At 65.6% G+C, this 23,808-nt stretch carries 25 protein-coding genes; 20 read left to right on the top strand and 5 right to left on the bottom strand.

All coding sequences use genetic code 11. The features are described 5' to 3' along the window. Positions 1–42 precede the first annotated feature (42 nt). The 6 genes from ACXZ1E_RS00230 (at position 43) to ACXZ1E_RS00205 (ending at position 6,947) form a co-directional block, all read left to right on the top strand. Positions 43–321, top strand: a complete 279-nt coding sequence (locus ACXZ1E_RS00230) for a helix-turn-helix domain-containing protein (protein WP_458041496.1) — start codon at positions 43–45, stop codon at positions 319–321. 60 nt (positions 322–381) lie between these two features. Beyond that, positions 382–1,833, top strand: coding sequence for a hypothetical protein (locus ACXZ1E_RS00225; protein WP_458041495.1), 1,452 nt, complete (start codon positions 382–384; stop codon positions 1,831–1,833). Continuing rightward, positions 1,830–2,468 (top strand): hypothetical protein, encoded by a 639-nt coding sequence (locus tag ACXZ1E_RS00220; RefSeq protein ID WP_458041494.1) that lies wholly within the window; start codon positions 1,830–1,832, stop codon positions 2,466–2,468. Before ACXZ1E_RS00225 ends, ACXZ1E_RS00220 begins: the two co-directional genes overlap by 4 nt. Next, complete coding sequence (locus ACXZ1E_RS00215; protein WP_458041493.1) at positions 2,465–4,651, top strand: AAA family ATPase; 2,187 nt, start codon at positions 2,465–2,467, stop codon at positions 4,649–4,651. The genes ACXZ1E_RS00220 and ACXZ1E_RS00215 overlap by 4 nt, the downstream gene beginning before the upstream one ends. A 344-nt stretch (positions 4,652–4,995) precedes the next feature. Continuing rightward, positions 4,996–6,233 (top strand): IS3 family transposase gene (locus tag ACXZ1E_RS00210; protein WP_458041492.1). Its coding sequence is split into 2 segments (ribosomal slippage): positions 4,996–5,281 and positions 5,281–6,233, totalling 1,239 coding nucleotides; the frame shifts between segments, so codons are not numbered across the junction. 198 nt (positions 6,234–6,431) lie between these two features. Beyond that, complete coding sequence (locus tag ACXZ1E_RS00205; RefSeq protein ID WP_458041491.1) at positions 6,432–6,947, top strand: ArdC family protein; 516 nt, start codon at positions 6,432–6,434, stop codon at positions 6,945–6,947. 29 nt (positions 6,948–6,976) lie between these two features. Here the strand turns inward: ACXZ1E_RS00205 and ACXZ1E_RS00200 are convergent, their stop codons facing one another. From ACXZ1E_RS00200 to ACXZ1E_RS00185, 4 genes are read right to left on the bottom strand one after another with little or no spacing between them, the layout of a single operon-like run. Then, complete coding sequence (locus ACXZ1E_RS00200) at positions 6,977–8,173, bottom strand: alpha/beta hydrolase (RefSeq protein WP_458041490.1); 1,197 nt, start codon at positions 8,171–8,173, stop codon at positions 6,977–6,979. Next, positions 8,173–9,192 carry a hypothetical protein gene (locus ACXZ1E_RS00195; protein WP_458041489.1) on the bottom strand — a complete coding sequence of 340 codons (1,020 nt, stop codon included), beginning with the start codon at positions 9,190–9,192 and terminating at the stop codon, positions 8,173–8,175. The genes ACXZ1E_RS00200 and ACXZ1E_RS00195 overlap by 1 nt, the downstream gene beginning before the upstream one ends. Further along, positions 9,189–9,677, bottom strand: a complete 489-nt coding sequence (locus ACXZ1E_RS00190) for a hypothetical protein (protein WP_458041488.1) — start codon at positions 9,675–9,677, stop codon at positions 9,189–9,191. The genes ACXZ1E_RS00195 and ACXZ1E_RS00190 overlap by 4 nt, the downstream gene beginning before the upstream one ends. 34 nt (positions 9,678–9,711) lie before the next feature. Continuing rightward, positions 9,712–10,143, bottom strand: a complete 432-nt coding sequence (locus ACXZ1E_RS00185; protein ID WP_274638405.1) for a hypothetical protein — start codon at positions 10,141–10,143, stop codon at positions 9,712–9,714. A gap of 325 nt (positions 10,144–10,468) precedes the next feature. Between ACXZ1E_RS00185 and ACXZ1E_RS00180 the strand changes: the two genes are divergently transcribed. The 13 genes from ACXZ1E_RS00180 (at position 10,469) to ACXZ1E_RS00120 (ending at position 21,506) form a co-directional block, all read left to right on the top strand. Beyond that, on the top strand, positions 10,469–11,404 hold the full coding sequence (locus ACXZ1E_RS00180) for a bifunctional DNA primase/polymerase (protein ID WP_458041487.1): 936 nt from the start codon (positions 10,469–10,471) through the stop codon (positions 11,402–11,404). Next, positions 11,401–12,042 (top strand): DUF2637 domain-containing protein, encoded by a 642-nt coding sequence (locus tag ACXZ1E_RS00175; RefSeq protein WP_274638407.1) that lies wholly within the window; start codon positions 11,401–11,403, stop codon positions 12,040–12,042. The genes ACXZ1E_RS00180 and ACXZ1E_RS00175 overlap by 4 nt, the downstream gene beginning before the upstream one ends. Then, complete coding sequence (locus ACXZ1E_RS00170; RefSeq protein ID WP_274638408.1) at positions 12,039–12,479, top strand: hypothetical protein; 441 nt, start codon at positions 12,039–12,041, stop codon at positions 12,477–12,479. Before ACXZ1E_RS00175 ends, ACXZ1E_RS00170 begins: the two co-directional genes overlap by 4 nt. 7 nt (positions 12,480–12,486) lie before the next feature. Continuing rightward, entirely contained in the window at positions 12,487–13,317 is an 831-nt protein-coding gene (locus ACXZ1E_RS00165; protein WP_274638409.1) for a hypothetical protein, read from the top strand. 3 nt (positions 13,318–13,320) lie between these two features. Continuing rightward, the gene (locus ACXZ1E_RS00160; RefSeq protein ID WP_274638410.1) at positions 13,321–14,310 is read left to right on the top strand and encodes a ParB N-terminal domain-containing protein; all 990 of its coding nucleotides are present in this window, start codon (positions 13,321–13,323) and stop codon (positions 14,308–14,310) included. Then, positions 14,310–14,984 carry a hypothetical protein gene (locus ACXZ1E_RS00155; RefSeq protein ID WP_458041486.1) on the top strand — a complete coding sequence of 225 codons (675 nt, stop codon included), beginning with the start codon at positions 14,310–14,312 and terminating at the stop codon, positions 14,982–14,984. Before ACXZ1E_RS00160 ends, ACXZ1E_RS00155 begins: the two co-directional genes overlap by 1 nt. 11 nt (positions 14,985–14,995) lie before the next feature. Further along, positions 14,996–16,165, top strand: coding sequence for a M23 family metallopeptidase (locus ACXZ1E_RS00150; RefSeq protein ID WP_458041485.1), 1,170 nt, complete (start codon positions 14,996–14,998; stop codon positions 16,163–16,165). A 1-nt stretch (position 16,166) separates the two neighbouring features. Continuing rightward, positions 16,167–16,433, top strand: a complete 267-nt coding sequence (locus ACXZ1E_RS00145; RefSeq protein WP_274638413.1) for a DUF6112 family protein — start codon at positions 16,167–16,169, stop codon at positions 16,431–16,433. Positions 16,434–16,503: 70 nt separating this feature from the next. Next, positions 16,504–16,773, top strand: a complete 270-nt coding sequence (locus ACXZ1E_RS00140) for a DUF6112 family protein (RefSeq protein ID WP_045246597.1) — start codon at positions 16,504–16,506, stop codon at positions 16,771–16,773. Positions 16,774–16,803: 30 nt separating this feature from the next. Continuing rightward, entirely contained in the window at positions 16,804–18,081 is a 1,278-nt protein-coding gene (locus tag ACXZ1E_RS00135) for a conjugal transfer protein TrbL (RefSeq protein WP_458041484.1), read from the top strand. A 3-nt stretch (positions 18,082–18,084) separates the two neighbouring features. Next, complete coding sequence (locus ACXZ1E_RS00130; protein WP_274638414.1) at positions 18,085–19,551, top strand: SCO6880 family protein; 1,467 nt, start codon at positions 18,085–18,087, stop codon at positions 19,549–19,551. Positions 19,552–19,584: 33 nt separating this feature from the next. Further along, complete coding sequence (locus tag ACXZ1E_RS00125) at positions 19,585–20,022, top strand: hypothetical protein (RefSeq protein WP_458041483.1); 438 nt, start codon at positions 19,585–19,587, stop codon at positions 20,020–20,022. Continuing rightward, complete coding sequence (locus tag ACXZ1E_RS00120) at positions 20,019–21,506, top strand: ATP-binding protein (RefSeq protein WP_458041482.1); 1,488 nt, start codon at positions 20,019–20,021, stop codon at positions 21,504–21,506. Before ACXZ1E_RS00125 ends, ACXZ1E_RS00120 begins: the two co-directional genes overlap by 4 nt. Positions 21,507–21,901: 395 nt before the next feature. Here ACXZ1E_RS00120 and ACXZ1E_RS00115 read toward each other — a convergent pair whose 3' ends face one another. Next, positions 21,902–22,291: a heavy metal-responsive transcriptional regulator gene (locus tag ACXZ1E_RS00115; RefSeq protein WP_045246594.1), complete on the bottom strand. Its 390-nt coding sequence runs from the start codon at positions 22,289–22,291 to the stop codon at positions 21,902–21,904. Positions 22,292–22,366: 75 nt separating this feature from the next. Here ACXZ1E_RS00115 and merA point away from each other — a divergent pair, with 75 nt between their 5' ends. Next, positions 22,367–23,803 carry a mercury(II) reductase gene (gene merA / locus ACXZ1E_RS00110; RefSeq protein ID WP_274638418.1) on the top strand — a complete coding sequence of 479 codons (1,437 nt, stop codon included), beginning with the start codon at positions 22,367–22,369 and terminating at the stop codon, positions 23,801–23,803. Positions 23,804–23,808 lie beyond the last annotated feature (5 nt).

The raw sequence follows: 23,808 nt of genomic DNA, 5'->3' as shown, positions 1-23,808 counted from the left end.
CCGGGACGGCGGGCCGAGTTGGTCGCGGACTATGAAGCGGGGATGCCAGTTCGGATGATCGCCGCGAAGTATGCAGTACATCGCGGGACAGTCCCCGCGCTCGTCACCAAGGAGGGAGCGCGGCTCAGGACGTCTGGGCTCAGTCTTGCCGGCCGCGCTCGTGCTGCTTCTTTATACGCAGAAGGTCTCACGCTACGGGAGGTCGCTGAACGGCTTGGCGTCGACGAGAAAACGGTCCGGAACGCAGTGGTCGAGGAGAGCGGCCTGATCCGGCCGCGAGGCAGACGCCCTCACGAGGCTCGCCGAGCTTCTTCGGCTTGAGGAGGTGGAGTTAGTAGAGTGGGGGTCATGTGATCACCACGGCTGACCTCATCGGTAGACGTGAAAGCTCTCACCGATGAGGAGGACGTGTTGCCAGAAGCCGACCAGAGCCAGTCGACGGAACCGGCAGCTTTCCCCGCGGAGATCCTTCAACGCATCACAGACGCAGCAGGCAGCCGCGTGGTACTCGTTGTTGGTGCCGGGGTCTCGATGGAGAAGCCGACCGGCTTTGCGAGTGGTGCGCATTACTCCCGCGAAGCCCACCGGCGACTTGTTGCAGATGGCGTTCTGAACGACGGAGAGTGCACAGATCCCGACGACCTCTCGGTTCTAGCTGATCTGCTGTACGACAAGTACGGATCGCAAGCTGAACTGACGAGTCGCCTACCGAAGGACGCTTGGCGGACGGCCGCTCCAAATTCGGGGCACCTCATAGCTGCCGCCTTGCTCATCGAAGGCGCGATTCGACATGTGATCACTCTGAACTACGACTTGGCCTTCCAACACGCCGTAACCGCCCTGGGCAACAGCACGAACATCACATTCGTGGAAGGTCCTGACGAACACGCGAACCTTGCTTCACATTCCGTGGTGCACCTACACCGAAGCGTCAATCAGCCAGAGGAGACCTGGGTACTCAGAAAGAGCGCGCTCGATACAGACTGGGCTGCAGAATGGGAGAGCGTGATCGCAGCGGCAAACCTGTCAGCTCCGGTCGTGGTCTTTGTCGGACTGGGCAGTCCCGCCAATGTTCTCACTGAGAGCGTCAGCAACCTCGCCGCAAAAGCACAATCCTCCTACTATCTGGTCGACCGCAATCAAGACTCGAAGTTCCACGAAGCATTGAGCGCAAACCTCACCGGCACTGTTGACCTCTACTGGGGCGACTTCATGTCGAGACTCGCCCAAAGAGTAGTTCTCGAACAGTTGCAAAGAGTCCGTGACGCACATAGCCAAATGGCGGACGATGACCCCGAAATGGCGTTGCGCCGGTCGGAAGATGTCGCAACACCTATCCAAGAGATCACGCTGCTCGACCTCGGCCGCGCTAGAGCCACCTGGCTACTGGGCCCGCACCCCTATGCCGGAGAAGGGGACGCCGCGAACCAAAGGCAGATCGCGCACCTCCTGGTAGCAACGGACCACTTATCAGCAGCGCTCGCAACGAGTTCCCTGGACCTGGATGAGCATGGCCGCCTCACGGTCAAGACCGATGGCGGTTCAACGCTCGTCTTTGGGCTTGCGCATGGCGGAGGCACCATCGCGTGGAGCGCCATCAGCACCAAGATTCGTGAGCGAAACAATAGCCTGGCGCCTCAGCAACGAACAAATCTTGTCATCGTGGCTGGAGCCAGAAACACGCGAACGCCAAGTGTTGATGACCTTGTTCGGGAGGACACGTCAGGCGACCTCATTAGGGGCGCCGACACCGTCCACCCGATCTTCGCAGACGATTACCTAGGACGGCCCGCGACTGACCTGCAGTCAGCGGTTGAGGAGCTACGACGATGACCGACGCGGTTGTAACGAACGAATTACTCCTCACGGAGATCACAAGGCTGCTTGCAGAGTCTGAGATCGTCCGCGTAGACAGCGCTCGCCACCGATCCTGGCCTTCCGGCTCGATGGCATTCGAAGACGAGTACTCGGTGATCGCGGTGTGGGCATTTGAGTCGGTCGAAGAGCTCGTCGCCGGATGGGGTACGGCACAAGATCACGTGGTCGATTTCCTAGGTGCGAACGTAATTGCGACAGACCCGAAGTCTTGGGATGGGTACCTCATCCTCGTCGCGATGGACGGCGTTCCGGAGGAACTGGCTGCCGAGCTGAGCGCCATACGATCTGACACGCGACGTGTACGCAAGTTGGTCCTGACAGCGGACGATCTACCAAGTCGTGTCTTCGATCCGCTTGAGTTGACACCACAGGTTAGGCGCACACTGGCGCCGATTCTCGATCTTGATCTCGACACCACGCCGGGGAGGGCCGACCCCTTGGCCACGCTCCCATCGCGCGTTGCGGGGGTACTTAGCAGCAATGCGCACCTCGACGTGGTCATCGCTGCCTACGAGGCAGGCGAGCCTCCGCTTGAAGCGCTCCACGAACGATTGATCACCACCCAGCGGGCAGGGACGGATGCACTATGAGAGTCACCGGAGTTTCCATCGCAGGGTTCGGCGGAGTCTCGGGCGAGGTCGACATCGACCTCGACGCGGACGTGGTGATCGTCGTTGGCGCGAATGGTTACGGCAAGACGACGATCTGCAACGCGATTTCATGGGCGATCTCGGGCGAGACCACCGGCTCCCAGGGACCCCGAAACCTCTACAGCAAGTCAGGAACCACGACGGTTGAGCTGCGAACCGACTTCAACGGTGACGATGTTGTCATCACGAGGTCGTTGGAAAACCCGGGCGAGACCGACGCCAAGAAACTGCGCGCTCCACTTCGAGTGCGGGTTAACGATGCGTCACTTCGTGGCGCGGATGCGGAGGTCTGGCTCCGCCAAAATCTCGCGGGCACCGATACCAACGAAGACTTCGCCACACTGGCACAGTCGTTCGTGGACTCGATCTACCTGAGGCAAGAGTCGCTGCGCGAGTTCCTGACCGGACGTCAGGACACAGAGCGGTTCGATGCGGTCGCAAGCATGGTGGGTGCCGGGCGTCTACGAGAATTTGCGGATGAACTCCAATCGCACAAGCGAGCATGGGTTCGCGCGGTCAACCACGCTGACTCGGCGCTCGAAGGTGATCGCGCAAAGGTCGAAGACCTAGCAGCATCTTTGTCTGCGCTTGAAACCGAGATCACCAAAGCAAATACGGCCGAGGTGACCGCTCGATGGCAGACATGGAGCAGCGACGTTGCGGCACTCGGGCTCGTCGCGATCCAGGACGCCCAAGATTGGGAACTGAGTGAAAGCACACTGACGAAGTTGCGTGCTGCCCTCAACCAGGAGCGAAGCACAATCGAGCAGGATGAAGCCGCCTTGCTCGCGGCACAGGCGGAGCTGAGCGTGCCGCTTCCCGAAGGTCCGGACGAAGCTGAGGTCATCGAACTCGAACGTCAAGTCGCTGATCTGACGGCTCAGAAGGAACAGGTCGAGCGCGACATCCAGCTACTTCGCGTCGAAGTTGGAGAAGCAGACGCGGCGCGTAGACAGGCAACCTCTATTCGTGAAGAACTCGCAAGTATGGCGTCGATCCTGCTCCGTCACGTGGCAGATAGCTGCGCAGCCTGCGGCCAAGAAGTCGATCCGGAAGCGTATCGTCGTCGCCTCGAAACCATCGCCAACGAAACAGAGAATGCAGCTCTCCGAGAAGGCGCTGAACTACAACGAACAAATCTCCAAGTCACAGAGAAGCGACTGGGTGAACTGTCCCTGCGACTCAAGACTGTCTCAGATCAGCACCGCGCCATGCTCGAACAACGCGCATCAGCACAAGCGGCGAAGGAGCATCGAGAGAGGCGAATACAGGAGGTTCTTGCCAGCTTCTCTGATGAGGTGCCTGACGCGTCAGCAGAGGCAGGCAACGAAATCCAACGACTCGCATCTGAACTAGATCGTGTAGCGAGGCGGAAGTCTCAGATCGCGCGGACATTGGAGGCAGGGCGCGAGTTCGATGCAGCCGCTTCACTGGACTCATCGAAGACACGACGTGATCGAATCGAAATCGAGTCCAAGGCACTCCGCAACTCTTTGGCTTCCAAGGAGCAAGACATTGCCGATCGGCGGCACACAAATGACGTCGCTACCGCACTTCTTGATGCAGTGAAGTCAGACGCGGAGACGTTTGTTGCCGACCGTCTGAAGCAGTTGAAGCCTCTCCTGCGTCAGTTCTACGCAGCAATCGACCCCCATCCAACGTTCCGATCGGTTGAGATTGCCACACGTCAGTTTGGTGGGAAGCACCGTCTCACTCCTATGTTGCGTGACGATGAGGTTCAGGTTGATGTCACGGAGCCCGGAGAGACGCTATCTACATCGCAAGCAAATGCGCTTGCCGTCTCCTTGTTCCTCTCGTTCAACCTTGGCTTCGCGCCTACTCACGTGAAGTCATTGATACTCGATGATCCTCTCCAGAACCTGGACGACGTGCATCTTCTCGGCCTCGTTGACTTACTTCGCAAGATCCTTCCTCATCGCCAGCTGATCGTTACAACCCACGATCATGCGTTCGCCTCGTTGTTGGCGAGGAAGCTTCGGCCGGTAAGCGAAGACTTCCGAACCACCTACGTCCGCTTCACGAAGTGGGACCGCAACGGTCCTGGTGTTGAGCAGTGGGATGTTCCTGCGGAGACCAGCCCCCTGAAGCTTGTCGCCCCGTAGCGACCTCGGACGATCTTGCGGGTAGGGCTTAGGAGGGTTTCGCTGACAGATTGGGGACCGACGCATGGAGTATGAATTCGAAGCGACGGATTCGGTGCGGATCGGTGCGCTCCTGGATAAGCATGCTCCCGGCGCGACAGACACTACCGAGATTTGGATGAGGTCCTGGTCGGATGCGGACTATGGATCACTGGCTGACCCGGTCCGACTCGAGTTCGATTTCCTTTTCGGCGTTGAGCTCCAAGAGGACTTCACGGCTGCAGGGACCGTTGCGTTCGAGGAATCCAATGTCAGAGTGAATCGGCCTGACTTTCGTTCCGTTCTTCAAGCAAGGATGGAACACGATGAACAGGAAGTATTCGCCGGAGATGCGTGAGCGGGCGTTGCGGATGCTCGCAGAGACGCGGCCGTCGCATCCGACGATGATGAGCGCTGTGCGTCACGTCGCGGGCCTTCTGGGCATGAGCCCGGAGACGCTGCGGCTGTGGCAACGCCGCTACGAGGTCGACGCCGGGGTGAAGCCCGGCGTCACGACCGAAGCGGCTGCGGAGATCAAACGCCTGCAGAAGGAGGTCTCGGAGCTGCGGAAGGCGAACGAGATCCTCAAGGCTGCGAGCGTGTTTTTCGCGAAGGAGCTCGACCGCCCCTGACCGAGATGATCCAGTTCATCAACGAACACCGGGATCGTTTCGGGGTCGAGCTCATCTGCCGGGTGTTGCGCCCGGCAGTCCAGGGCTTCCTCACCTCCCGCGGCTATCGCGCCGCTGTCGGCCGTGCGCCGTCCGCCCGCCGGTTGCGCGACGACCTGCTGGTGCCGGAAATCGCCCGGCTGCATGTGGAGAACTACGGCGTCTACGGGCGCCGGAAGATGCATGCGCTGATGCGCAGGCAGGGGTGGGAGATCGGCCGGGACCAGACCGAACGGCTGATGCGGCTGGCCGGGGTGCGCGGCGTCAAGAAGTCCAAGCGTGTGTTCACGACTAAGAGCGACCGGATGCTGTCGCTGCCGCAGGATCTCGTTAACCGGAGGTTCACCGCCGACGGCCCTCGCCGGCTCTGGGTGTGCGACGTGACCTACGTCGCGACCTGGTCAGGGTTCGCGTACGTCGCCTTCGTCACCGACGTCTACTCGCGACGGATCGTGGGCTGGAATGTAGCCGCCACCTTGAAGGCCGAGATTCTGCCGCTGCAGGCGCTGGACATGGCCGCCTGGGGAGCCGGCGGCGACCTCACCGGGCTGACCCACCACTCGGACCACGGCTCGAACTATATGGCGATGGTCTACACCGACCGCGTCGTCGAGCTCGGAGCCGTGCCCTCAACCGGAACCGTCGGCGACAGCTTCGACAACGCCATGGCCGAGGCGGTCAACAACCTCTACAAGACCGAGCTGATCCGCCAGCGCGGACCCTGGCGGACCGTCGAGCAGGTCGAGCTGGCGACCCTCGAGTACGTCTGGTGGTGGAACAACCAGCGCCTCCACGGCGAGCTCGACATGCGCACCCCGATCGAGGTCGAGGACGCGTACCACGCTGACCTGGAATCAGCCCAACCGGCACCTGCCGGACAAGGCTCCCGATAGGAACGAAAGTCAGGCCGATTCAGGGTGCCTGTTTCTGGGGTAAAGGTGGGCTGACCACGTCGGGTTCAGTGATGCACCTGGCGGTCGCTCACAATCTGTCCGTCGTCCGTCTCGATTGCGTTTCCTGAGTCCCTTCGCGCACCTTCTGGTCGCAGAGGCCACCCGCCGTGTGCAGGTACCTGCGGAAGGAGGACGGCGATGGCAACCAGCGAGGAGGCGCGGGCGGCTCGGGATGCGAAGCTCGACGCCCTGCACGAACAACTCACCAGCGCGGTGGAGTCGTTGGTGTCAGGTGAGGACTGGATGCAGGCGCTCACGTTCGCGGCCCGGTTTCGTGCCCGCTCGTTCAACAACACGCTGCTGATCTTCGTGCAGCATCAGGGGGCGTTCGAGGCGGGCCGGGTGCCCGATCCGTTGCCGTCGTACGTGGCTGGCTTCAAACAATGGCAGGCACTTGGCAGGCAAGTCGAGAAGGGCCAATCGGGGTACATGATCCTCGCCCCCGTCACTCGTCACCAGGCTGCTCCTGGACATCCCGACATAGAGAGGGACGTCGCGACGGTGCTCAAGGCCGAGCTCCGACCATGCCTCCTCCGCGGCGTGGATCGCGTACAGACCGGGCACGGGCTCAAGGTGCGTCGGCGCCTCCACGATCGGCCACCGTTCCGCCCGGCAGAAATGGAACGCCTCGACGCTGCCCGCCGCGCGCTGTAGTCGCTTTGCTGCGTGGCAGACACCGCTCCTCATGGACTTTGATCTCCTCGGTGTCGAAGGAGATCCGCAACACGTTCCGGTTGGCGAAGAGGGATTGGGATGTGGGCGGTGAGCCAGGCGATCACCGCCGTCTGCCATCGGTCGGGGTTGGAGTTCCACGAGAGCGTGTGTCCGGCTTGGAAAACCTCTAGCGAAACAAGGCCGGGCCGAGAATCTCGGAGTGCTTTTGACAGCCGTATCGGTACGGAGTCGTCGTGGGTGCCGTGAAGGATGAGCGTGGGCGCGGTGAGTTCCTCGGCTCGAACCGTCCAGTCGAAGGATCGGAGCGGGATGCGCTCGGGCAGGCCGACCATGTGGGCCAGCGGGCGGAGCGTCAGCCACGGGATCGCGAGGCTTCCCGCGGCTGCGGGGAGTCCGCTGCGGGTGCAGTTCGTTTTGATGACTTCGTTCCAGTCGAGCACAGGCGAGTCGAGCACGAGACCTGCGACGCTGCGTCGATATGACGGGTGGTGAGCGAGCTGGAGCGCGATGGCGGCACCCATCGACCATCCGAACAGCACGATCTGTCGGGCTCCGTGCCGCATCGCGTAATCGATGGCAGCCGCGGCGTCGTCGATCTCGGTGAAGCCGAGCGTTGAGCGGCCGTTGCCGACTCTCGGACCTTCGCCGTCGGCCCGGTAGGTGATGACGAGCGAGGTATAGCCGCGCTCGGTTGCGGCGAGCACACCGCGAAGTGTTCCGGCGCGGAGACTGCCGAGGCCATGTATGTGAATCGCCCACGTCGAACTGGCGCTGTCGCCGTCGATGCGCCAGGCGGGGGCAGGCCCCGCGGGAGTATCGATGGTGATGTCGTGTGCGTGGAGGCCGGCGTCGCGAGGGGTCGCGTAGTAGATGCCGCTCCAGGAGACGCGATCACCCGCCCTGGGCGTGAGTCCCGGTGCCGTGCTCGTCACCGGTCGCGCGATCAGGCCCGGTCCGCGGTCGAGCACGTCTGCGGAGAGTTGCGCCCAGCCTCCGTTCTCGAACCAGAGGTTGTAAGCGCCTTCGGCTGCGGTCTGGTGAGTTCGGTCGAGCACGATGAGACAGCCGTCGCCGTCGTGTTCCACCTCGCGGACGATCAGGTCGTATCGTCGCGTGCTGGGGGCTGTCAGCCGCCGCGCGATCACCCAGCCGACACCCAGCGCGGCCGCCGCAACGAGTCCGGTACCTAGTGCGACCCGAGGCATCACGAGCTGCCCCCGTCCTCGACCCAGGTCACTGGTGAAACGATGGCCCGTGTCACCCTCGTGTCGAGTCCGAGGAGGTGGCTCTCCGCGCTCTCCAGTAGCGCGCGCTCCGCTGCGCTGATGTCGAAGGTGACTCGCGGGTCGATCATCGCGTCGCGGATCTCAACGATCTCTCGGTGTAGACGGCTCTCCGGGTCATCCGCGACCGCAGCGAGCGGGTCTGCTTGGCTCAGCCCAGGTCGCACGAGCGACGCCCGCTTCCAGAGTGATTCCAACTGCGTTGCGAGGCCGGCGGTGCGCTTCCGGCGCATGTCGTGCTGGGCTCGGCGGACGGCGGGCTGTACCGCGAAACCCGCGCACAGAAAGATGAACGCGAGCAGAGAGAGCGGCTCGTAGGCCGGTTGCACGGCGCGCAGGAGATCGAGATGGCCGGTGACGTGTGCGACGTCCATGATGAGCACAGCCAGGCACAGTGCGCCGCCGAATGCCGATCCCAGGCTCAACAGCCCTGCGGGGAGACGCTGGATTCCGGAGCTGTGCCGGTACTGCCGCGCGGCGAGGATCATCATCGTCGTGATAACGAGGAAGAAGTAGCTGAAATTGATGATCGAGTAGGTCGCTGCTGCGGGTTGCGCGCCGAAGTCGATCATGAATCGAGTCGTGGTTGCGCCCCGGTCGATGAACATGAATGTCGTAGTGATCGCGAGAAGCGAGATGACGAGCACCGGGAGGCCCACGGCGGCGCGCACGAACCTGGGTCGGTACTCGTCGGCCTTCATGACGCCTCGACCGAGGAAGAAGATCCCGGTCATCAGCAGCCCATCCGCAAGGAGGGTGGTGACATTCGTTCCACCAAGAAGCGGATCGGTGGCGAGGTAGATGGCGTCGACGTTCAGGGTCATCGCGACGGCGATCGTGACGGAGGCGTAGGTGATGCTCCGATCCGCCCGTTTGCGACGGAAGATGAGCAGGCTCGCCACGAGCGCCCACATGAGCATCGCGACGAGCGTCTGGATCAACCGAAAATCTCCGAATAGCGCGACTCGGCAAACACCGATCCTCGGATGCCCGCAGCCAGCCGATCAGCGAGGGACTCGGCAGCGACCTCCGTCTCACTGTCAATGTCCTGCCGCTTGAGCAGGCGTCCGCGCGTGTAGGGAGGAATGTTGGGCAGCAAGACATCCCCGGCCGTGCAGTCATCGCCCTCCGTGTGACCGAGGATCATGTGGGCGAACTCGTGAAGGACGAACTGCTGGCGGTGCAGCATGGAGTCGCTGCGTGCGTGGAGCACGAAGTCTTCGGTGTCGGTGACCAACCAGAGCGCACAGATGCCGTCGCGAGTGTCGAGGTCGGCGAGTTCGACGACACGGAGTCTGCGATGGCGCCTATCTTGAACGGCCTGGCGAAGGTGCTCAAGCGTGAACCTGCTGCCGAGCCGAAGTTCGGCGACGGCCGCCGAAACGGTCTCTTCGGTGTTCACGGATGCCTCCTTTCGTCCGAGCATGTACTGATCTCGGCTCTGCGGCGCGCGAAGCCCGTCAGGGCTCAGGTGTACGCGTCAACTCCTCATCTAGAAACGTGCTGATGGCTTGAAGTGCTCTCGGCGAGATGTCGCCGAGAGTGCGGGCGGCGTAGGACTTCACCTTCGCCGCGCGCATCGAACGCACGAGGTCGAGCTGAGCGGAGACCTTCTCCGGGGTAGCCCCGCCGCTCTCCCCCGCAAGAAAGGCAGCATCGACGTCGAAGAAGTCCGCAAGTCCCTGGAAGATCGCCGTGTCTTGAACGTATCGGTGGCCGTTGACCATGTATGTCCATCGTGATCGAGACAGGCTGATGCCACGTTGCCTCAGATACTCCGCGATCTGCGAGTAGGTCGGTTCGGAGCCGGACTCGGCGACAGCGACATCCATCAGAAGCCGCAGGCGTTTGGCGAGGTCGTTAGCCGCAGCCTGACTTTCGTATTCAGTCATCGTCGCTGACCCCCTTCCCTTCGGGAGGGCCAAGGCGTCGACGTAGCCCAGACCCGAGGGTAGTTGTGCATGCCCAAATCTACCCGTTGAGCATGCACAATACAACCGTTGCGCATGCTCAACGTGCGGTGTTAGAACGGAATCGGGAAGGTTTGAGCATGCTCAACGCGGCTTCCCGGTGAGCGGGAGGACGATTCCATGAGCACAGCACCATCCCGCAGCCTGACTGCGTTGCCCACTGGACGGCGACTGGCTCTTGGGAACCCGGGCGCACCTGATCGACAAGAGCCCCATAGCTCACGACGAAGCCACAGGAGGTGCCGAGATGATGATGCCGGAAGCCTCGCGCGGAGAGCGCCAGCCGCTGGATGCTACCGCCCTGCTCGCCTCGCTCACCGGGCTGTCGCCGAGCGCCGCAGCGTGTCGCTACGCCGAGGCAGGCATCCCGGTCTTTCCCTGCGTCACAGGAGGCAAGCGCCCGCTGACCAAGCGGGGATTCCACGAGGCGAGCACCGAACCGCACCAGGTCGCTCGCTGGTGGGCGCGGTGGCCGCGCGCCAACATCGGGATGCCGACGGGCCAGATCTCCGGGCTGGAGGTCGTGGATGTCGACGTACACGGGGCGATCCGCGGCTTCGCGGCGTTCGAGCTGGCCCGGCGCGCGGGGCTGACGGATCGCTGGGCCGCGTTCATCCGCACGCCCTCGGGCGGCGTCCATGCCTACTACCCGGCCGATCCCGAGCTGGTGCAGCCGTCCTGGCAGGTGGCGCGTGCTGGCATCGACTTCCGGGGAGCGGGCGGCTACGTCATCGTGCCGCCCTCGATCATCGCCACCGATGCGGGGCCGAGTGCGTATTCCCTCATCGGCTCCGGGCGAGGCGACGCGGTTCCCGTCGATGCCCGCGCACTGCGACAGTTCCTCGATCCGCGACCGGCGCGCCTGATGCCCGCCATCCCTGTCGAGCGAACGGACGGCGTTGACGTGGAGCGGATCGCCCACTGGGTCGGGATGCGCGGCGAGGGCGAGCGCAACCGCGGCCTCTTCTGGGCCTCGTGTCGACTCATCGAGGCGGGCATCCCGCCCGACCGCGTGCGTGCCGCGCTGGGGCCGGCTGCCGAGCGCGCAGGCTTGCCCGCCCCGGAGATCGAGACGACGATCCGCTCGGCGCACCGCGTAGCGAGGGGCGCACTGTCCGCGCCTGCCGCCAGTTCCGTGCCCAGCCATGCAGCTCAGCCTTCATCGGGTCAGGTGCTCTCGTGATCCCCGGCAGCACGCAACAGCCGCGCGGGCGGATCGCTGTTTGGACGGCGGTAGCTGGGACCGTATTCATCGCCGCAGCCGCCTTCTGGCTGTCGTTCACGGCGCTCGCCGACCTCGCGCAACGCTCAGGCGTCGATCAGAGCCAGGCGTGGGCGTGGCCGCTCATCGTGGACGGCATCATCGTCGTCGCCACGGTGTCCGTCGTCGCGCTCGCGGGGCAACGCGCCGCCTGGTATCCGTGGCTGCTGCTCATGGCCGGTGCCGCGGTCTCGGTCGCAGCCAACGCGATCCACGCGGTCGTCGCCGCTGACGCCGACGTTCCTTCTGCGCTCGCGGGATCGGTCGCCGCCGTCCCGCCGCTCGTGCTGCTGGCGATCACGCACCTGACGGTGGTGCTCACCCGACGGTTCCGTGCAGAGCCGTCGACGCAGACGGCCAAGTTGGTGTCGAGCGCGGTCGAGCACCTGTCGCCGGAAGCGCCTGCGCACCTTGCTCCTAGAGAACTCGCTCTGCGAATGAAGGAGGACGGCATGACGAACACCGCCATCGCTCATGCGACCGGGGTGCATCCGTCCACGGTCGGTCGCTGGCTGGCGACGCCCGCGCTCGCCTCCGCATCGGAAGGAGGCGCGCTGTGAACGATGAACTGCCAGAAGACGAGCACGCCCGTCGGCTTGCCGATGTCCTCCACACGCTGAAGCCGACTCCGATCGAGGCTGCTGAGATCTCGGAGCTGGCGCGCCACACCGACCCGTGGCTCGCCGCGCAGACGTGGCGCGGCGGCCACCCACTCCTGGAGCGCCTGAGCGCAGAGCACGACCGCAGCCAGGTGGTGTGGGTGCGCCCGACCGAGCTGCTCCCATCCGCCTCGGCCCGCATGATCGGGCGCGGCATCGACCTGCGCACCGAGCTGGCGCGCCGCGTCGAGGAGCGTCGGCAGACCTCGCCGCAGGCAACTCCGGTGACCCGGCCAGGCATCCGGGCGCGTGCCCAGGGCATCGCGCCGCTCTCCGCGTTCGGGCAGGCGCCTGCGCGCCAGTCCTCTGTCAGCCGCGACCCGCTCCGCCGCCTGTGAGCGCGCCATGTCTGCCCAGGCCGCTCCCACGTCGTTCCGCACCTCGGAGGGACTGCGCGCGCTCCTGGAGCGTCTGCACGACGATGGGAAAGGCGCGTGGCGGCGCGACGTGGGTGTCGCGGCGCTCATGGAATACACGGCGGGTCGGTATGCGAGCCTCGCGCGAAAGCACGGCCTCGACCCGTGGGAGGCGGCGAGCGCCGCGTTCGACGCGATGCGCACCCCGGCCGTGCGCAACGCGGAAGATCCGTGGGCAGTCGTCACCCGTGCCGTGCAGGTCACACTGATCGCCGAGGAACGAGGCAACGGACTGCTGTGCTCGACGCATCAGGCACGCAGGCCGCAATACAGCGGGTTCCACGACCCGGAGCGGTTCAGCGACCGGGAGAACCCGCTCACCGAGTACCACGAAGCATTGCAGGTCGCGCCCGCGGGTGAGGACGAGAACGAATCGGACCACGATGTATCTGGCGTCGTCCGTGCAGTCGAGGACGCGATCAAGCTACTGACGCTGCTCGACTGGCCGGAGCAGACGGCGCGCGCGGCCATCGAGCACATCTGCACTCGACTCGGCGAAGCGCCGTCGCGGGCGAGCGCAGCGGAATCGCTTCGGCGAGACCCACACGCTCGGGCCGTGCTCGATCTGTCGTCGACCAGCTGGAACGCGCTGCTCCGTGCGATCCTCGGCAACCCCGATCCCGATCAGGCCCACACCGCCGTCGGCCGCGGCGTACTGTTCCGCCTTCTTGTCGGCGAGCCCCTGCGTGCGCTGCTCACCGATGACGACCTCGTGCTGCTGCTCGGCCTGAACGCGCCCACTCTGGCGGGAGCGAGGTAGCACATGGCGGCGAGCACCGGGCACATCGAGCTGGAGCGCACCATCGACTCCATCGTCGTCGGCAGCCGTCATCGCATGGAGCTGGGCGACATCGACGCACTCGCAGCGTCCATCGAACGTAACGGACTGCTCCAGCCTCCGACCGTGACACCGGACGGCGTGCTCGTGTGCGGCGCTCGACGCATCGCGGCGCTGCGCAAGCTCGGCCACAAGAAGGTCAACGTCTTCGTGCGCTCCGGGATCAGCGACCGGCTCCAGAGGCTCATGGCCGAGCAAGCCGACAACGTGCTGCACAAGCCGTTAACGCAAACGGAGGCCGCGGCCCTGTACCGCGAGCTGAAGACGCTCATGGCCGAGGACGCCGCTCGTCGTCAGGCGGCGACGCAGTTCGGTGCTGGCGGGAAGATCGCTGGAGCGAGCGGTGGTGCCGTGACGGCACCACCGCTGATCGGTGCTCCGGGCAAGTCCCGTGCGCAGGCCGCGCTCATGGTCACCGGGCGCAAGTCGTACACGAGCCTGGAGCAGATCAACGATCTCCAGCGGATCGCGAACGACCCCCGCCAGCCGGAGGATGTGCGCAGCTTCGCCCGCTCCGAACTCGACGCCATCGACCGCGGCTCGTCAATCACCACGGCGCACGCCCGCACGATCGCCATGCTGGCGATTCCGCAGGAGGAACCCGAGCCACCCGGCGAGCTGGAGTTGCTCGCACAGGAGGCGCTGGAGCGCGCGAAGCAAGGGCGCAAGCGAGGCCCGGCACCCGCACCAGCGTCGAGCGCCGTGCCGGTTCGCTATCCGGTGCGGGCGTTCACCCTCACCTGGAATGACCTCGATCAGTGGTGGTCGCACTACGACCCTGCCGAGGTCGGCACCGCGCTGAGTGATGACCAATGGGAGCACTTCGAGACGATCCTCGACGCTACCGTCCATTTCTTCGACGCGGCCCGCGCCGCCCGAACCGCCCGCCAACGTCTCGCCAAGGAGAGTGCCTGATGCCGCAGACTCGCTTCCCTCGTCGCCTCATGATCCTCCTTATCGTCGGCGCCGCCGTGCTCGCCGTCCTCGTCGGAGTCGGGCTCTATGGGTTGCTGCTCGCGCCTCGATCCGAGCCTTCGCCGGGCGGCAGCTCCGCGAGCGACCCACCAGGCGCTTCCACCAGCGCACCGTCCCCGACATCGAGCGCGCCACCCGTCGTCCGTGAGTCCGACGACCCCGAGACGTTCGCACGAGCCCTCGCCAATGCGCTGTTCACATGGGACACCGCGACCGAGTTCGGGCCGACCGACTACGCGCAGGTCATCGTGGATGTGGGCGACCCCTCCGGCAATGAGACCGCCGGGCTCGCCTCTGACGTGCGCACCTATCTCCCGACCGCGGACGCCTGGGCGCAACTCCGCACAATGCAGACCCGCCAATGGCTCGACATCAACGACGTGTTCGTGCCGGACGAGTGGGCGACGGCGCTGGAGCAGGCATCCGAGGGGCAGATCCTCCCTGGCACCGTCGCCTACACGATCACCGGCGTTCGGCAACGCGAGGGCATCCACGGCACTGAGCCCGTGAGCAGCTCCCACGATGTCGCGTTCACCGTCTTCATCACTTGCGAGCCGACCTTCGACACCTGCCGCGCGCTTCGCCTCTCTGAGCTTGACAACCCTCTGCGCTGATCGGCACCCGTATGAAGAAGCTCGTTGTGGCCATCGCCACGCTCATCGCACTGCTCCCCATGAGCCTGGTCGGCGTGAGTCTGCTCGTGTCGCCCGTGGTATTCGCCACGTGTCTCTCGTCAAGCTCGCTCGTCGTCGGGTCGATTCCCGAGTCACTCACAGCCACAACGCGCGCGGGCGCGGCTGTGACCCTCAACCACGAGCAGCTAACCCATGCAGCCACCATCATCACGGTCGGCGCGCACACCGAGGGCGTTGGTCGCGCTGGCATCGTCATCGCGCTCATGGCCGCACTCACCGAGTCGCGGCTACGGATGCTCGCAAACTCGGCTGCGATTCCAGAATCAAGCGACTTCCCGAGCGACGGAGAAGGCACCGATCACGACTCTCTCGGCCTATTCCAGATGCGGCCGAGCGCAGGATGGGGCACCGTCGCAGAGCTGATGAATGCGACCTACCAATCGCGTGCCTTCTATGGAGGCTCGAGCGGGCCGAACTACCCATCACCGCGTGGACTGCTCGACATCCCCGACTGGCAACACCTCGACCCCGGCGAGGCGGCGCAGGCGGTCGAGGTCTCGGCCTATCCCGACCGCTATCAGAACTACCAGCCGGTCGCCGAAACGATCCTCACTGCGCTCACCCGGCGCGCTGAGACCACGCCGAGCGGTACGCCGCTCGGCGACATACCTGAGACAACCGCAATCGTCTTTCCCGTGCCGAGTGGGACGTGGGTGAACACCAGCGACTTCGGGTGGCGCGAAGACCCATTCACTGGTGAGCGAGCGTTCCACTCAGGAACCGACTGGGCTGCCGACGACGGCACGGCGATCCTTGCACTCGCCGACGGCGTGGTCAGCTTCGCCGGGCCGTCGGGCGGCTACGGCAACCTCATCATCATCGAGCACACGATCGATGGAGAGCGCATCGCCTCCGCCTATGCACACATGTGGCAGAGCGGCGTCCTCGTCAGCGTCGGGGACCGGGTCGTTGCCGGGCAGCACATCGGCAACGTCGGTTCGGCGGGCAAGTCGACCGGAGCCCACCTGCATTTCGAGATCCGGCCAGGCGGGTCGAACGCCACGGCAGTCGATGCCGAGCCGTGGCTTGCCGCTCACGGTGTGCAGAACCTCGATGCCGCAAGCACCGCGGCACTCTGCTCAGCACAGATGGCGGCATGACATGGACGTATTCCCCGACTTCGGAGCCGTCGGCGGTCAGGCAGAACTGCGCGCCATCGTTGGCGCGCTGCTGACCATCGTGCTCATCCTCGCCGTGCTCATGCTCGTCGTCTGCGCCGCAGTGTGGGCGATCGCGTCGGCGAACGGCAACATCTCTTCGGCTGTCCGCGCGCGCGTCGGGTTCCTTGTCTCCATCGGAGCTGCCGCACTTGCCGGCCTCGGTGTCACCTGGATCAACTTCCTGCTTGGGGTCGGAGCAAGCATCTGACGCCATCGAACTGGGACAGCGTGCGCACCTACCGGGTAAGTCGTCCCCTCGCCTGCTGAAGGAGCACACATTGATCGACATCGACCCCAATACCGACGGGTTGCCCGGCATCGAACAGCTCCGCGTCATCGTCGGCGCGGCCATGACGGTGGGGCTCATCCTCGCTGTCCTCGCCCTGATCATCTCGGCCGTGGTCTGGGGCTACGGGGCGAACAGCTCGAATCCGCACCTCGCCAGCCGGGGCAAGGTCGGCGTACTCGTCTCGTGCGGCGCGGCGATCATCTGCGGTGCGTCGGTGACGCTCGTGAACTTCTTTTGGAACGTCGGCCAGTCGGTCTGACTCCACGACCGAGTTGAGATGGCTGAGCCGATGAGTATCTGTGATGTGCCCGTCATCGCCTCGGTGTGCGATGCCGTGGGCGAGGGAACTGCGTCGCTCATCTCCGCGCCGTTCGACTGGCTCGCGCAGGCAATGGGGCAGGCCGCCGCCTGGCTGTTCGAGAGCGTGTGGGCGGTATTCGACTCGACAACGCTCATCGACGTTACTGGAAGCCAGTACGTCTCGGTCTACAACGTGCTGTTCGGGGTGGCGATCTTCGTCATGCTCGTCTTCTTCTGCCTCCAACTGATCACCGGGCTCGTGCATCGAGATCCGATGGCCCTGTCGCGCGCGGGCGTGGGACTTGCCAAGTCAGTGCTCGGCTCGTTCGTCGCCATCACCCTCACCGCGACACTGTTGGAGGTCACCGATCAACTCACCATCGGCATCGTGCAAGCGACTGGCAACACGATGGAGGGCATCGGCGACCGCATGGCACTGCTCGCCGCTGGGCTAACGACGATCAACATCGCCTCTCCCGGCGTCGGTGCGATCATCACGATCTTCCTGGCCGGGCTCGGCATCGCGGGTGCGGGCATCGTGTGGTTCACGCTGCTCATCCGTAAGGCGCTGCTACTGGTCGCTATTGTCTTTGCGCCCATCGCCCTCGCCGGGTTCGCCTGGGATGCCGCGAAGGGATGGTTCGGGCGCTGGGCGGCGTTCGTCGTGGCGCTCATCTTCTCGAAGCTCGTCATCGTTGTCGTTTTCCTGGTCGCCATTGGGCAGATCAGCGCGCCCATCGATCTCGACCTCGCCTCGATCAGTGACCCGATCTCGGGCATCGTGCTGATGTTCATCGCCGCGTTCGCGCCATACCTGACGTACAAGTTCATCTCGTTCGTGGGCTTCGACATGTACCACGCGATGTCGAGCGAGCAGGAAGCGAAGTCGGCGCTCAACCGGCCCGTCCCGCTGCCGGTCAAGGCCCAGCCGAACGCGGCTAAGTCCGTCCTCGGAGGGCAAAGCGGCGGGAGAGGCGGGACTCCTCCCGCGCCGAGCACAGCTCCCGCTGCAAGTGGCGTAGCAGGCGGCGTTGCGGGCGCAGGTGGCGGGGCGGCCGCTTCCGGTGGCGGGGCGGCGGCCTCGGGAGGCGCGGCAGGTGCCGGGGCAGCAGCGGCCGGCCCCGCGGCCGCAGCCGTCGTCGGGGCGCAGGTTGTCAAAGCCGCAGCGACGACTGGGCCGAAAGTCGGTGCCGCGGTCGGCGGCGCAGCAGCCGGGCACGCAGAGACATCCACGCCGCCGATACCCGTAGCGCCGAGGAAGGGGTAGAACGTGGCCACCCAGCACCCTCCGGCTCCCGAGCAGCAGGTCTCCCCCGTGCAGTTCTCCCGACTCGCGCACCGTGGCATCCTGCTCGGACTGTCGATCTCGCAGTTGATCGTGCTGGGCATCGGCGTGGTCACCGTCGTCGCCACGATCTACACGGGCGGCGGCATGGGGCTGGTCTGGACATCCCCGATCTGGCTCAGCTGTCTGCTGCTCGCGGTCGTCCCCGCGGGCGGCCGCAAGCTGGTGGACTGGCTGCCCATCGTGTCGCGCTGGATGTGGCGGAGCACCGCAGGGCAGTTGATCTTCCGCCGCCGCGTCATCAAGCCGCGTCCCGTCGGCACGCTCGCGCTCCCCGGCGATGCGACCGCGCTGCGCGAATGGGTCGATCCCGAGACGGGCGCGGCGATGGTGCACGACCCCCACGCTCAGACCCTGACCGCGGTTCTGGGGGTGACGCACCCGGCGTTCGTGCTGCTCGATCCGGGCGAGCAGGAGCGGCGGATCAACGGCTGGGGTCGGGTGCTCGCTACGGCGTGTCGCTCGGGCCGGATCGCCCGGCTCCAGGTCTGCGAGCGGACACTGCCGGAGTCCGGCACGGGGCTCGCCGAATGGTGGGCCAGGCACGGCGCCGACGATGATTCCTGGCCTGCGACTACATACCGAGAGCTGATCGAGCGTGCTGGGCCGACCGGCGAGCGCCATGCGACGACCATCTCGATTGCGCTCGATATGAACACCTCGGGACGACAGATCCGCTCCGCGGGCGGCGGCATCCGTGGAGCTGCCGCCGTGCTGCGTCAGGAGATGACCACGCTCGTCGCTGCGCTGCGAGCTGCGGACCTCGCCACGACCGGCTGGCTCGCGCCTGGCGAGGTCGCTGTAATCCTGCGCTCCGCCTACGACCCGGCTGCCGCGCCCGCGCTGGAGAGGCACGCCGACATCGGACGTTTCCTCGCCACCGCGGGGCCGGTCGCGGTGACCGAGAGCTGGGATCGCGTGAGAACCGACTCCGGTTACCACACCGTGCTCTGGCTCTCCGAATGGCCCCGCTCGCAGGTGTTCCCCGGATTCCTCGCCCCTCTGTTGCTTACCTCGGGAGTGCAACGCACGTTCTCGCTCGTCTGCACGCCGGTTCGCGCCGACATCGCGGCTCGCGACCTGCGGAAGAAGAAGGTCGGTCTTCTCTCCGATGCGACGCAGCGCGCGAAGATCGGCCAGGTCGAGGATGCCTCGCGCACGGCCGAGTACCAGGACCTGCTCCAGCAAGAGTCCGATCTCACCGCGGGACATGGAGTCCTTCGCTACACCGGCCTCATCTCCGTCTCCGCGCCCACGGTCGATGAGCTGGATGCCGCCGTCGCCGCTATCGAGCAAGCCGCCGTGCAGGCGTCCTGTGAGACGCGCCGCCTCGTTGGCCAGCAGGCCACCGCCTTCGCCGCCGCCGCGCTCCCGCTCTGTCGGGACGTGTGACAAACCCAGCCCTCGACCCCGGAAGGAGTGGCCATGCCGACCTTCAGCAATCCCGTGCAGGACGCCACGGAGACCCGCCAGGCGGTGCGGGCGCTCGCTCATGCGAGCCGCGCCTTCGCCGACCCCGCGGACACCTATCAGGTGGTCGGCGAGCTGCTGGGGACGCTGCGCTCCCTGGAGCAAGTGCTGGAGCAGGTCGCGGCGGCGCACGTTCGGCACCAGGACAAGGCGTTTCTCGACAATGGCGACCACGAGGCTGGGGTTGATGAGGCTTGGGCCGCCGCCAACGCCCTGCGCAAGGCCGCAGAACTCGTCCAGTTGGCCGAGACTGCCGTCGATCAGGCGACGCAGCATTCGAGCTACATCGCCTGGCACCCGGCACCTGTCGCCAGCCGACCTGAGCTGGACCCGTTCTCACGCGATCCGTTCGAGGCCCACCCCGTCAGTTCGCCAAAGGGGCTGTCGCTATGAGTCCCGACGACCGCGAGCGCCTGCACACCGCGGTCCTGCTCGACCCAGCGGGCGAGCGCCGTGCCGCTCGGAAGGCGCGACGGCGAGCGGCGAACAAGATCGAGACCGCCGACCGCAAGGCGCAGCAGGATCTGGCGCGCGCGGCGTGGGAGGCCGAACGCGAGGCGCGGCGGGCGACGACCTACCTGCCACCGTCCGGCGAGACGAGGCCCGCGGCACTCCGCACACCGGGCCGATTCCGGCTGCCGCGTCACCAGGACACGAGCGCGACGCTGGCCGGGGCGTATCCGTTCCTCGCCGAGGGCGGACTGGGCTCTGCCGGGGTGTTCGTCGGCCAGGATCTCTACAGCGGGGCATCGTTCGTCTATGACCCCTGGGTGCTCTACGCGCAGGGCCTCATCACCGCACCGAACATCGTCCTCGCGGGGATCGTCGGCTCCGGCAAGTCCTCGCTCGCCAAGAGCCTCTACACGCGCTCCATCCCATTCGGTCGGCGGGTATATGTCCCCGGCGATCCGAAAGGCGAGCACACGGCTGTCGCTGAAGCAGTCGGCGGACGGGCGATCGTGCTGGGGCACGGGATGTCTACGCGGCTGAATCCGCTCGATGAAGGGCATCGGCCTTCGGGCCTCAGCGATGCCGAGTGGCAAAGCCAGGTCACCTCCCGGCGACGCGACCTCATCGGCGCACTCGCCGAGACCGTCCTCGACCGCGGCCTCACCCCGCTGGAGCACACCGCCGTCGACTTCGCGCTCGCCGATGCGGTGCGCTCGGCCGAGGTGCCGATCCTTCCGATGGTGGTCGACCGCATCCTCGCCCCGCAGCCCAAGGACGACGACGGCAGGCTCGCCGAGGACGGCCGACTCGTCGGACACGCGCTGCGGAGGCTCGTGGCCGGGGACCTGGCGGGGCTGTTCGACGGCCCGAGCACCGTGCGCTTCGACCCGTCACTGCCGATGGTGTCGCTCGACCTGTCGCGGGTGGCAGAGAACTCGACGCTCATCTCCGTGCTCATGACGTGTTCCTCGGCGTGGATGGAGTCGGCGCTTCTCGACCCGGCAGGCGGCCCGAGGTGGGTCGTGTATGACGAGGCGTGGCGGCTCATGTCACATCCGGCGCTGCTGCGCCGGATGGACGCACAGTGGCGGCTCGCGCGGCACTATGGCATCGCCAACCTGCTCATCTTCCACAAGCTCAGCGACCTCGACAACGTAGGCGACCAGGGCTCGGCGATGCGCGCGCTCGCCTCGTCCCTGCTCGCCAACGCCGAGACACGGGTGATCTACCGGCAGGAGAGCGATCAGCTCGGAGCTACTGCGCAGGCCCTCGGACTCACCGGAACGGAGCAGGGATTGCTACCCGGTCTCGGCACCGGACAGGGGCTCTGGAGGATCAAGAACCGCTCGTTCGTCGTCCAGCATCAGCTCCACCCTGCCGAACTTGCGATGTACGAGACAGGGCAGAAGGCAAGAGGAAAGACCTAGATGTTCCCGCGATTTGACGGCTTGGCGGGAACAATGAAGGTCCCCGACCTCAAGCGCCCATGCGGGGGTCGAAGTTTGCGGAACCTGCACGTTCTCGCTGGTGAGGTTGCAGGCAGTGTCCGAAATAGCTTGGACAGCATCGCATGATGGATGGCATTCGGTGAACATGCGAGCAAGCAGGCGCGTCAGTGCGTCATGGACTCAGCCCGGAGGTCTCCGATCGGTCGCCTGAGAGCCGCAATGCCACCCAGAGGCCGCATCGGCGGCAGATGAAGGCGTTGTCGTGCGCCAGGGCGTGGAGCTTGCGTCGCGGGAGTTCTCGCCCGCAGCATGAGCAACTGTGCTGCATGGTCGGTGTCGTCATACTTAGCCTGGTTGCCCTCGGATACGGTGCCTCAGATGTAGCTGCAGATGTCCTGTGCGGTGCACCTGGCCGGGTCGCCGGTTTCGGTGGTATCGCGGACTTCGGCGACCGTGGCACGGAGGGCCGTGAGTTCGGCGATCTTCTGGTCGATGTCGGTCAACTGCTTGTTCAGGATGTCGCGGACGTGGGTGCACGGTGCGGCGCCGGCGTCGCGCACCTTCAGGATGTCGCCAATCTGGGACAGCGTCAGGCCCGTGGCCCGACCGCGCCGGATGAAATCGAGCCGCGGCACGATGTCAGCGCTGTAGTCGCGGTACCCATTCCCCGCACGGCTGGGGACTGGGAGCAGCCCACGGTCTTCGTAGAACCGCAGGGTCTTGCTCGTCATCCCGGCCGCTGTGGCCGCCTCACCGATCAGCACGGTACACCTCCGTCGCCGGAGTAGCCTCCGGCATCCCTTGACCTTCCAGCGTAGTGGAAGGTGCAGGCTGAGGCCATGGAAGATCCGACCTCCTTCGACCTGGCCGTCATCGGTTCCGGTGCCGGCGCGTTCGCTGCGGCGATCCGGGCCAGCCAATTGGGCAAGCGGGTGGTGATGGTCGAGCGAGGCGTCATCGGCGGCACCTGCGTGAACACCGGCTGTGTGCCGTCCAAAGCGCTGCTGGCGGCGGCCGACGCCCGGCACGTTGCCCTAAATTCTGGACGGTTCCCGGGCATCTCCGCATCGACCGGGCGGGTGGACATGCCCGCGCTGATCGAGGGCAAACGCGCCCTGGTCGAGGGCATGCGTGCGGAGAAGTACGAGGATCTGATCGCCTCCTACGGTTGGGACCTGCGAGCCGGAACGGCCGCATTCGCCGGTACCACGGCGGACCCGAGGTTGGAGATCACCGCAGCGGACGGGACGCGGAGCACGGTCGGTGCAGCGCACTACTTGATCGCCACCGGCTCCACCCCAACCATCCCGGCGGTCGACGGGTTGGCCGGTGTCGACTACCTGACCTCAACTTCAGCGATGGAGTTGGAGGCGGTTCCCGAGTCGTTGCTGGTGCTCGGCGGCGGCTACGTGGCGATGGAGCAAGCGCAGTTGTTCGCCCGGCTGGGTTCCCGGGTCACCATGCTGGTCCGATCCCGGCTGGCGTCCCGCGAGGAACCCGAGGCGTCCAAGGCCATGATGGGGATCTTCGCCGACGAGGGCATCCGGGTGGTCCGCCGCGCGAACCTCGACACGGTCCGCACCGACAAGAACACCGGCGACATCATCGCGACGGCCACCGTATCCGGTGGAGCAGAAGAGTTCCGTGCCAGCCGGATCCTGATCGCCACGGGTCGGCAGGCGGTGACCGAAGGACTGAACCTCGCAGCGCTCGGGATCCAGACCGGCCCTTCGGGCGAGGTCATGGTCGACGGTCGGCTCGCGACATCCAACCCGCGGATCTGGGCGGCCGGCGATGTCACCGGGCATCCGCAGTTCGTCTACGTCGCCGCCTCCAACGGGTCCCTGGTCGCGGAAAACGCCTTCACCGGCACCAACCGGGAGGTCGACTACCGGCACCTGCCGCGGGTCACCTTCACAAGTCCCGCTCTCGCCGCCGTCGGGATGACCGAGCAGCAAGTGGTCGCTGCCGGTATCCGCTGCCAGTGCCGGGTACTGCCCCTGGACTACGTTTCCCGGGCCATCGTCAACCGCGACCTGCGCGGTGTGATCAAGGTCGTGCAGAACGCCGACACCGGCCAGATCCTCGGAATCACAGCCGTCGCCGCCGACGCCGGCGACCTCGCCGCCGCCGGTGTGTACATCCTCGAAGCGGCCATGACCACCGACCAAGTCGCCCACCTGTGGAGCCCTTACCTGACGATGGCCGAGGGCATCAAAATCGCCTGCCAAGCCTTCACCGCCGACGTCTCCAAACTCTCCTGCTGCGCCTTCTGAGCGCA

The organism is Pacificispira sp. HM-600 (genome assembly GCF_977993705.1).
Note: the sequence above shows the minus strand (reverse complement) of the source record. Positions and strands in the feature narration are given on the sequence as shown.

Excerpts from the sequence above, each read along its gene's own strand:
- ACXZ1E_RS00230 (WP_458041496.1), top strand. The coding sequence starts at position 43 with ATGCCAGTTCGGATGATCGCCGCGAAGTATGCAGTACATCGCGGGACA.
- ACXZ1E_RS00220 (WP_458041494.1), top strand. The coding sequence starts at position 1,830 with ATGACCGACGCGGTTGTAACGAACGAATTACTCCTCACGGAGATCACA.
- ACXZ1E_RS00215 (WP_458041493.1), top strand. The coding sequence starts at position 2,465 with ATGAGAGTCACCGGAGTTTCCATCGCAGGGTTCGGCGGAGTCTCGGGC.
- ACXZ1E_RS00205 (WP_458041491.1), top strand. The coding sequence starts at position 6,432 with ATGGCAACCAGCGAGGAGGCGCGGGCGGCTCGGGATGCGAAGCTCGAC.
- ACXZ1E_RS00200 (WP_458041490.1), bottom strand. The coding sequence starts at position 8,173 with ATGCCTCGGGTCGCACTAGGTACCGGACTCGTTGCGGCGGCCGCGCTG.
- ACXZ1E_RS00190 (WP_458041488.1), bottom strand. The coding sequence starts at position 9,677 with ATGCTCGGACGAAAGGAGGCATCCGTGAACACCGAAGAGACCGTTTCG.
- ACXZ1E_RS00185 (WP_274638405.1), bottom strand. The coding sequence starts at position 10,143 with ATGACTGAATACGAAAGTCAGGCTGCGGCTAACGACCTCGCCAAACGC.
- ACXZ1E_RS00180 (WP_458041487.1), top strand. The coding sequence starts at position 10,469 with ATGATGATGCCGGAAGCCTCGCGCGGAGAGCGCCAGCCGCTGGATGCT.
- ACXZ1E_RS00165 (WP_274638409.1), top strand. The coding sequence starts at position 12,487 with ATGTCTGCCCAGGCCGCTCCCACGTCGTTCCGCACCTCGGAGGGACTG.
- ACXZ1E_RS00160 (WP_274638410.1), top strand. The coding sequence starts at position 13,321 with ATGGCGGCGAGCACCGGGCACATCGAGCTGGAGCGCACCATCGACTCC.
- ACXZ1E_RS00155 (WP_458041486.1), top strand. The coding sequence starts at position 14,310 with ATGCCGCAGACTCGCTTCCCTCGTCGCCTCATGATCCTCCTTATCGTC.
- ACXZ1E_RS00150 (WP_458041485.1), top strand. The coding sequence starts at position 14,996 with ATGAAGAAGCTCGTTGTGGCCATCGCCACGCTCATCGCACTGCTCCCC.
- ACXZ1E_RS00145 (WP_274638413.1), top strand. The coding sequence starts at position 16,167 with ATGGACGTATTCCCCGACTTCGGAGCCGTCGGCGGTCAGGCAGAACTG.
- ACXZ1E_RS00135 (WP_458041484.1), top strand. The coding sequence starts at position 16,804 with ATGAGTATCTGTGATGTGCCCGTCATCGCCTCGGTGTGCGATGCCGTG.
- ACXZ1E_RS00125 (WP_458041483.1), top strand. The coding sequence starts at position 19,585 with ATGCCGACCTTCAGCAATCCCGTGCAGGACGCCACGGAGACCCGCCAG.
- ACXZ1E_RS00120 (WP_458041482.1), top strand. The coding sequence starts at position 20,019 with ATGAGTCCCGACGACCGCGAGCGCCTGCACACCGCGGTCCTGCTCGAC.
- merA (WP_274638418.1), top strand. The coding sequence starts at position 22,367 with ATGGAAGATCCGACCTCCTTCGACCTGGCCGTCATCGGTTCCGGTGCC.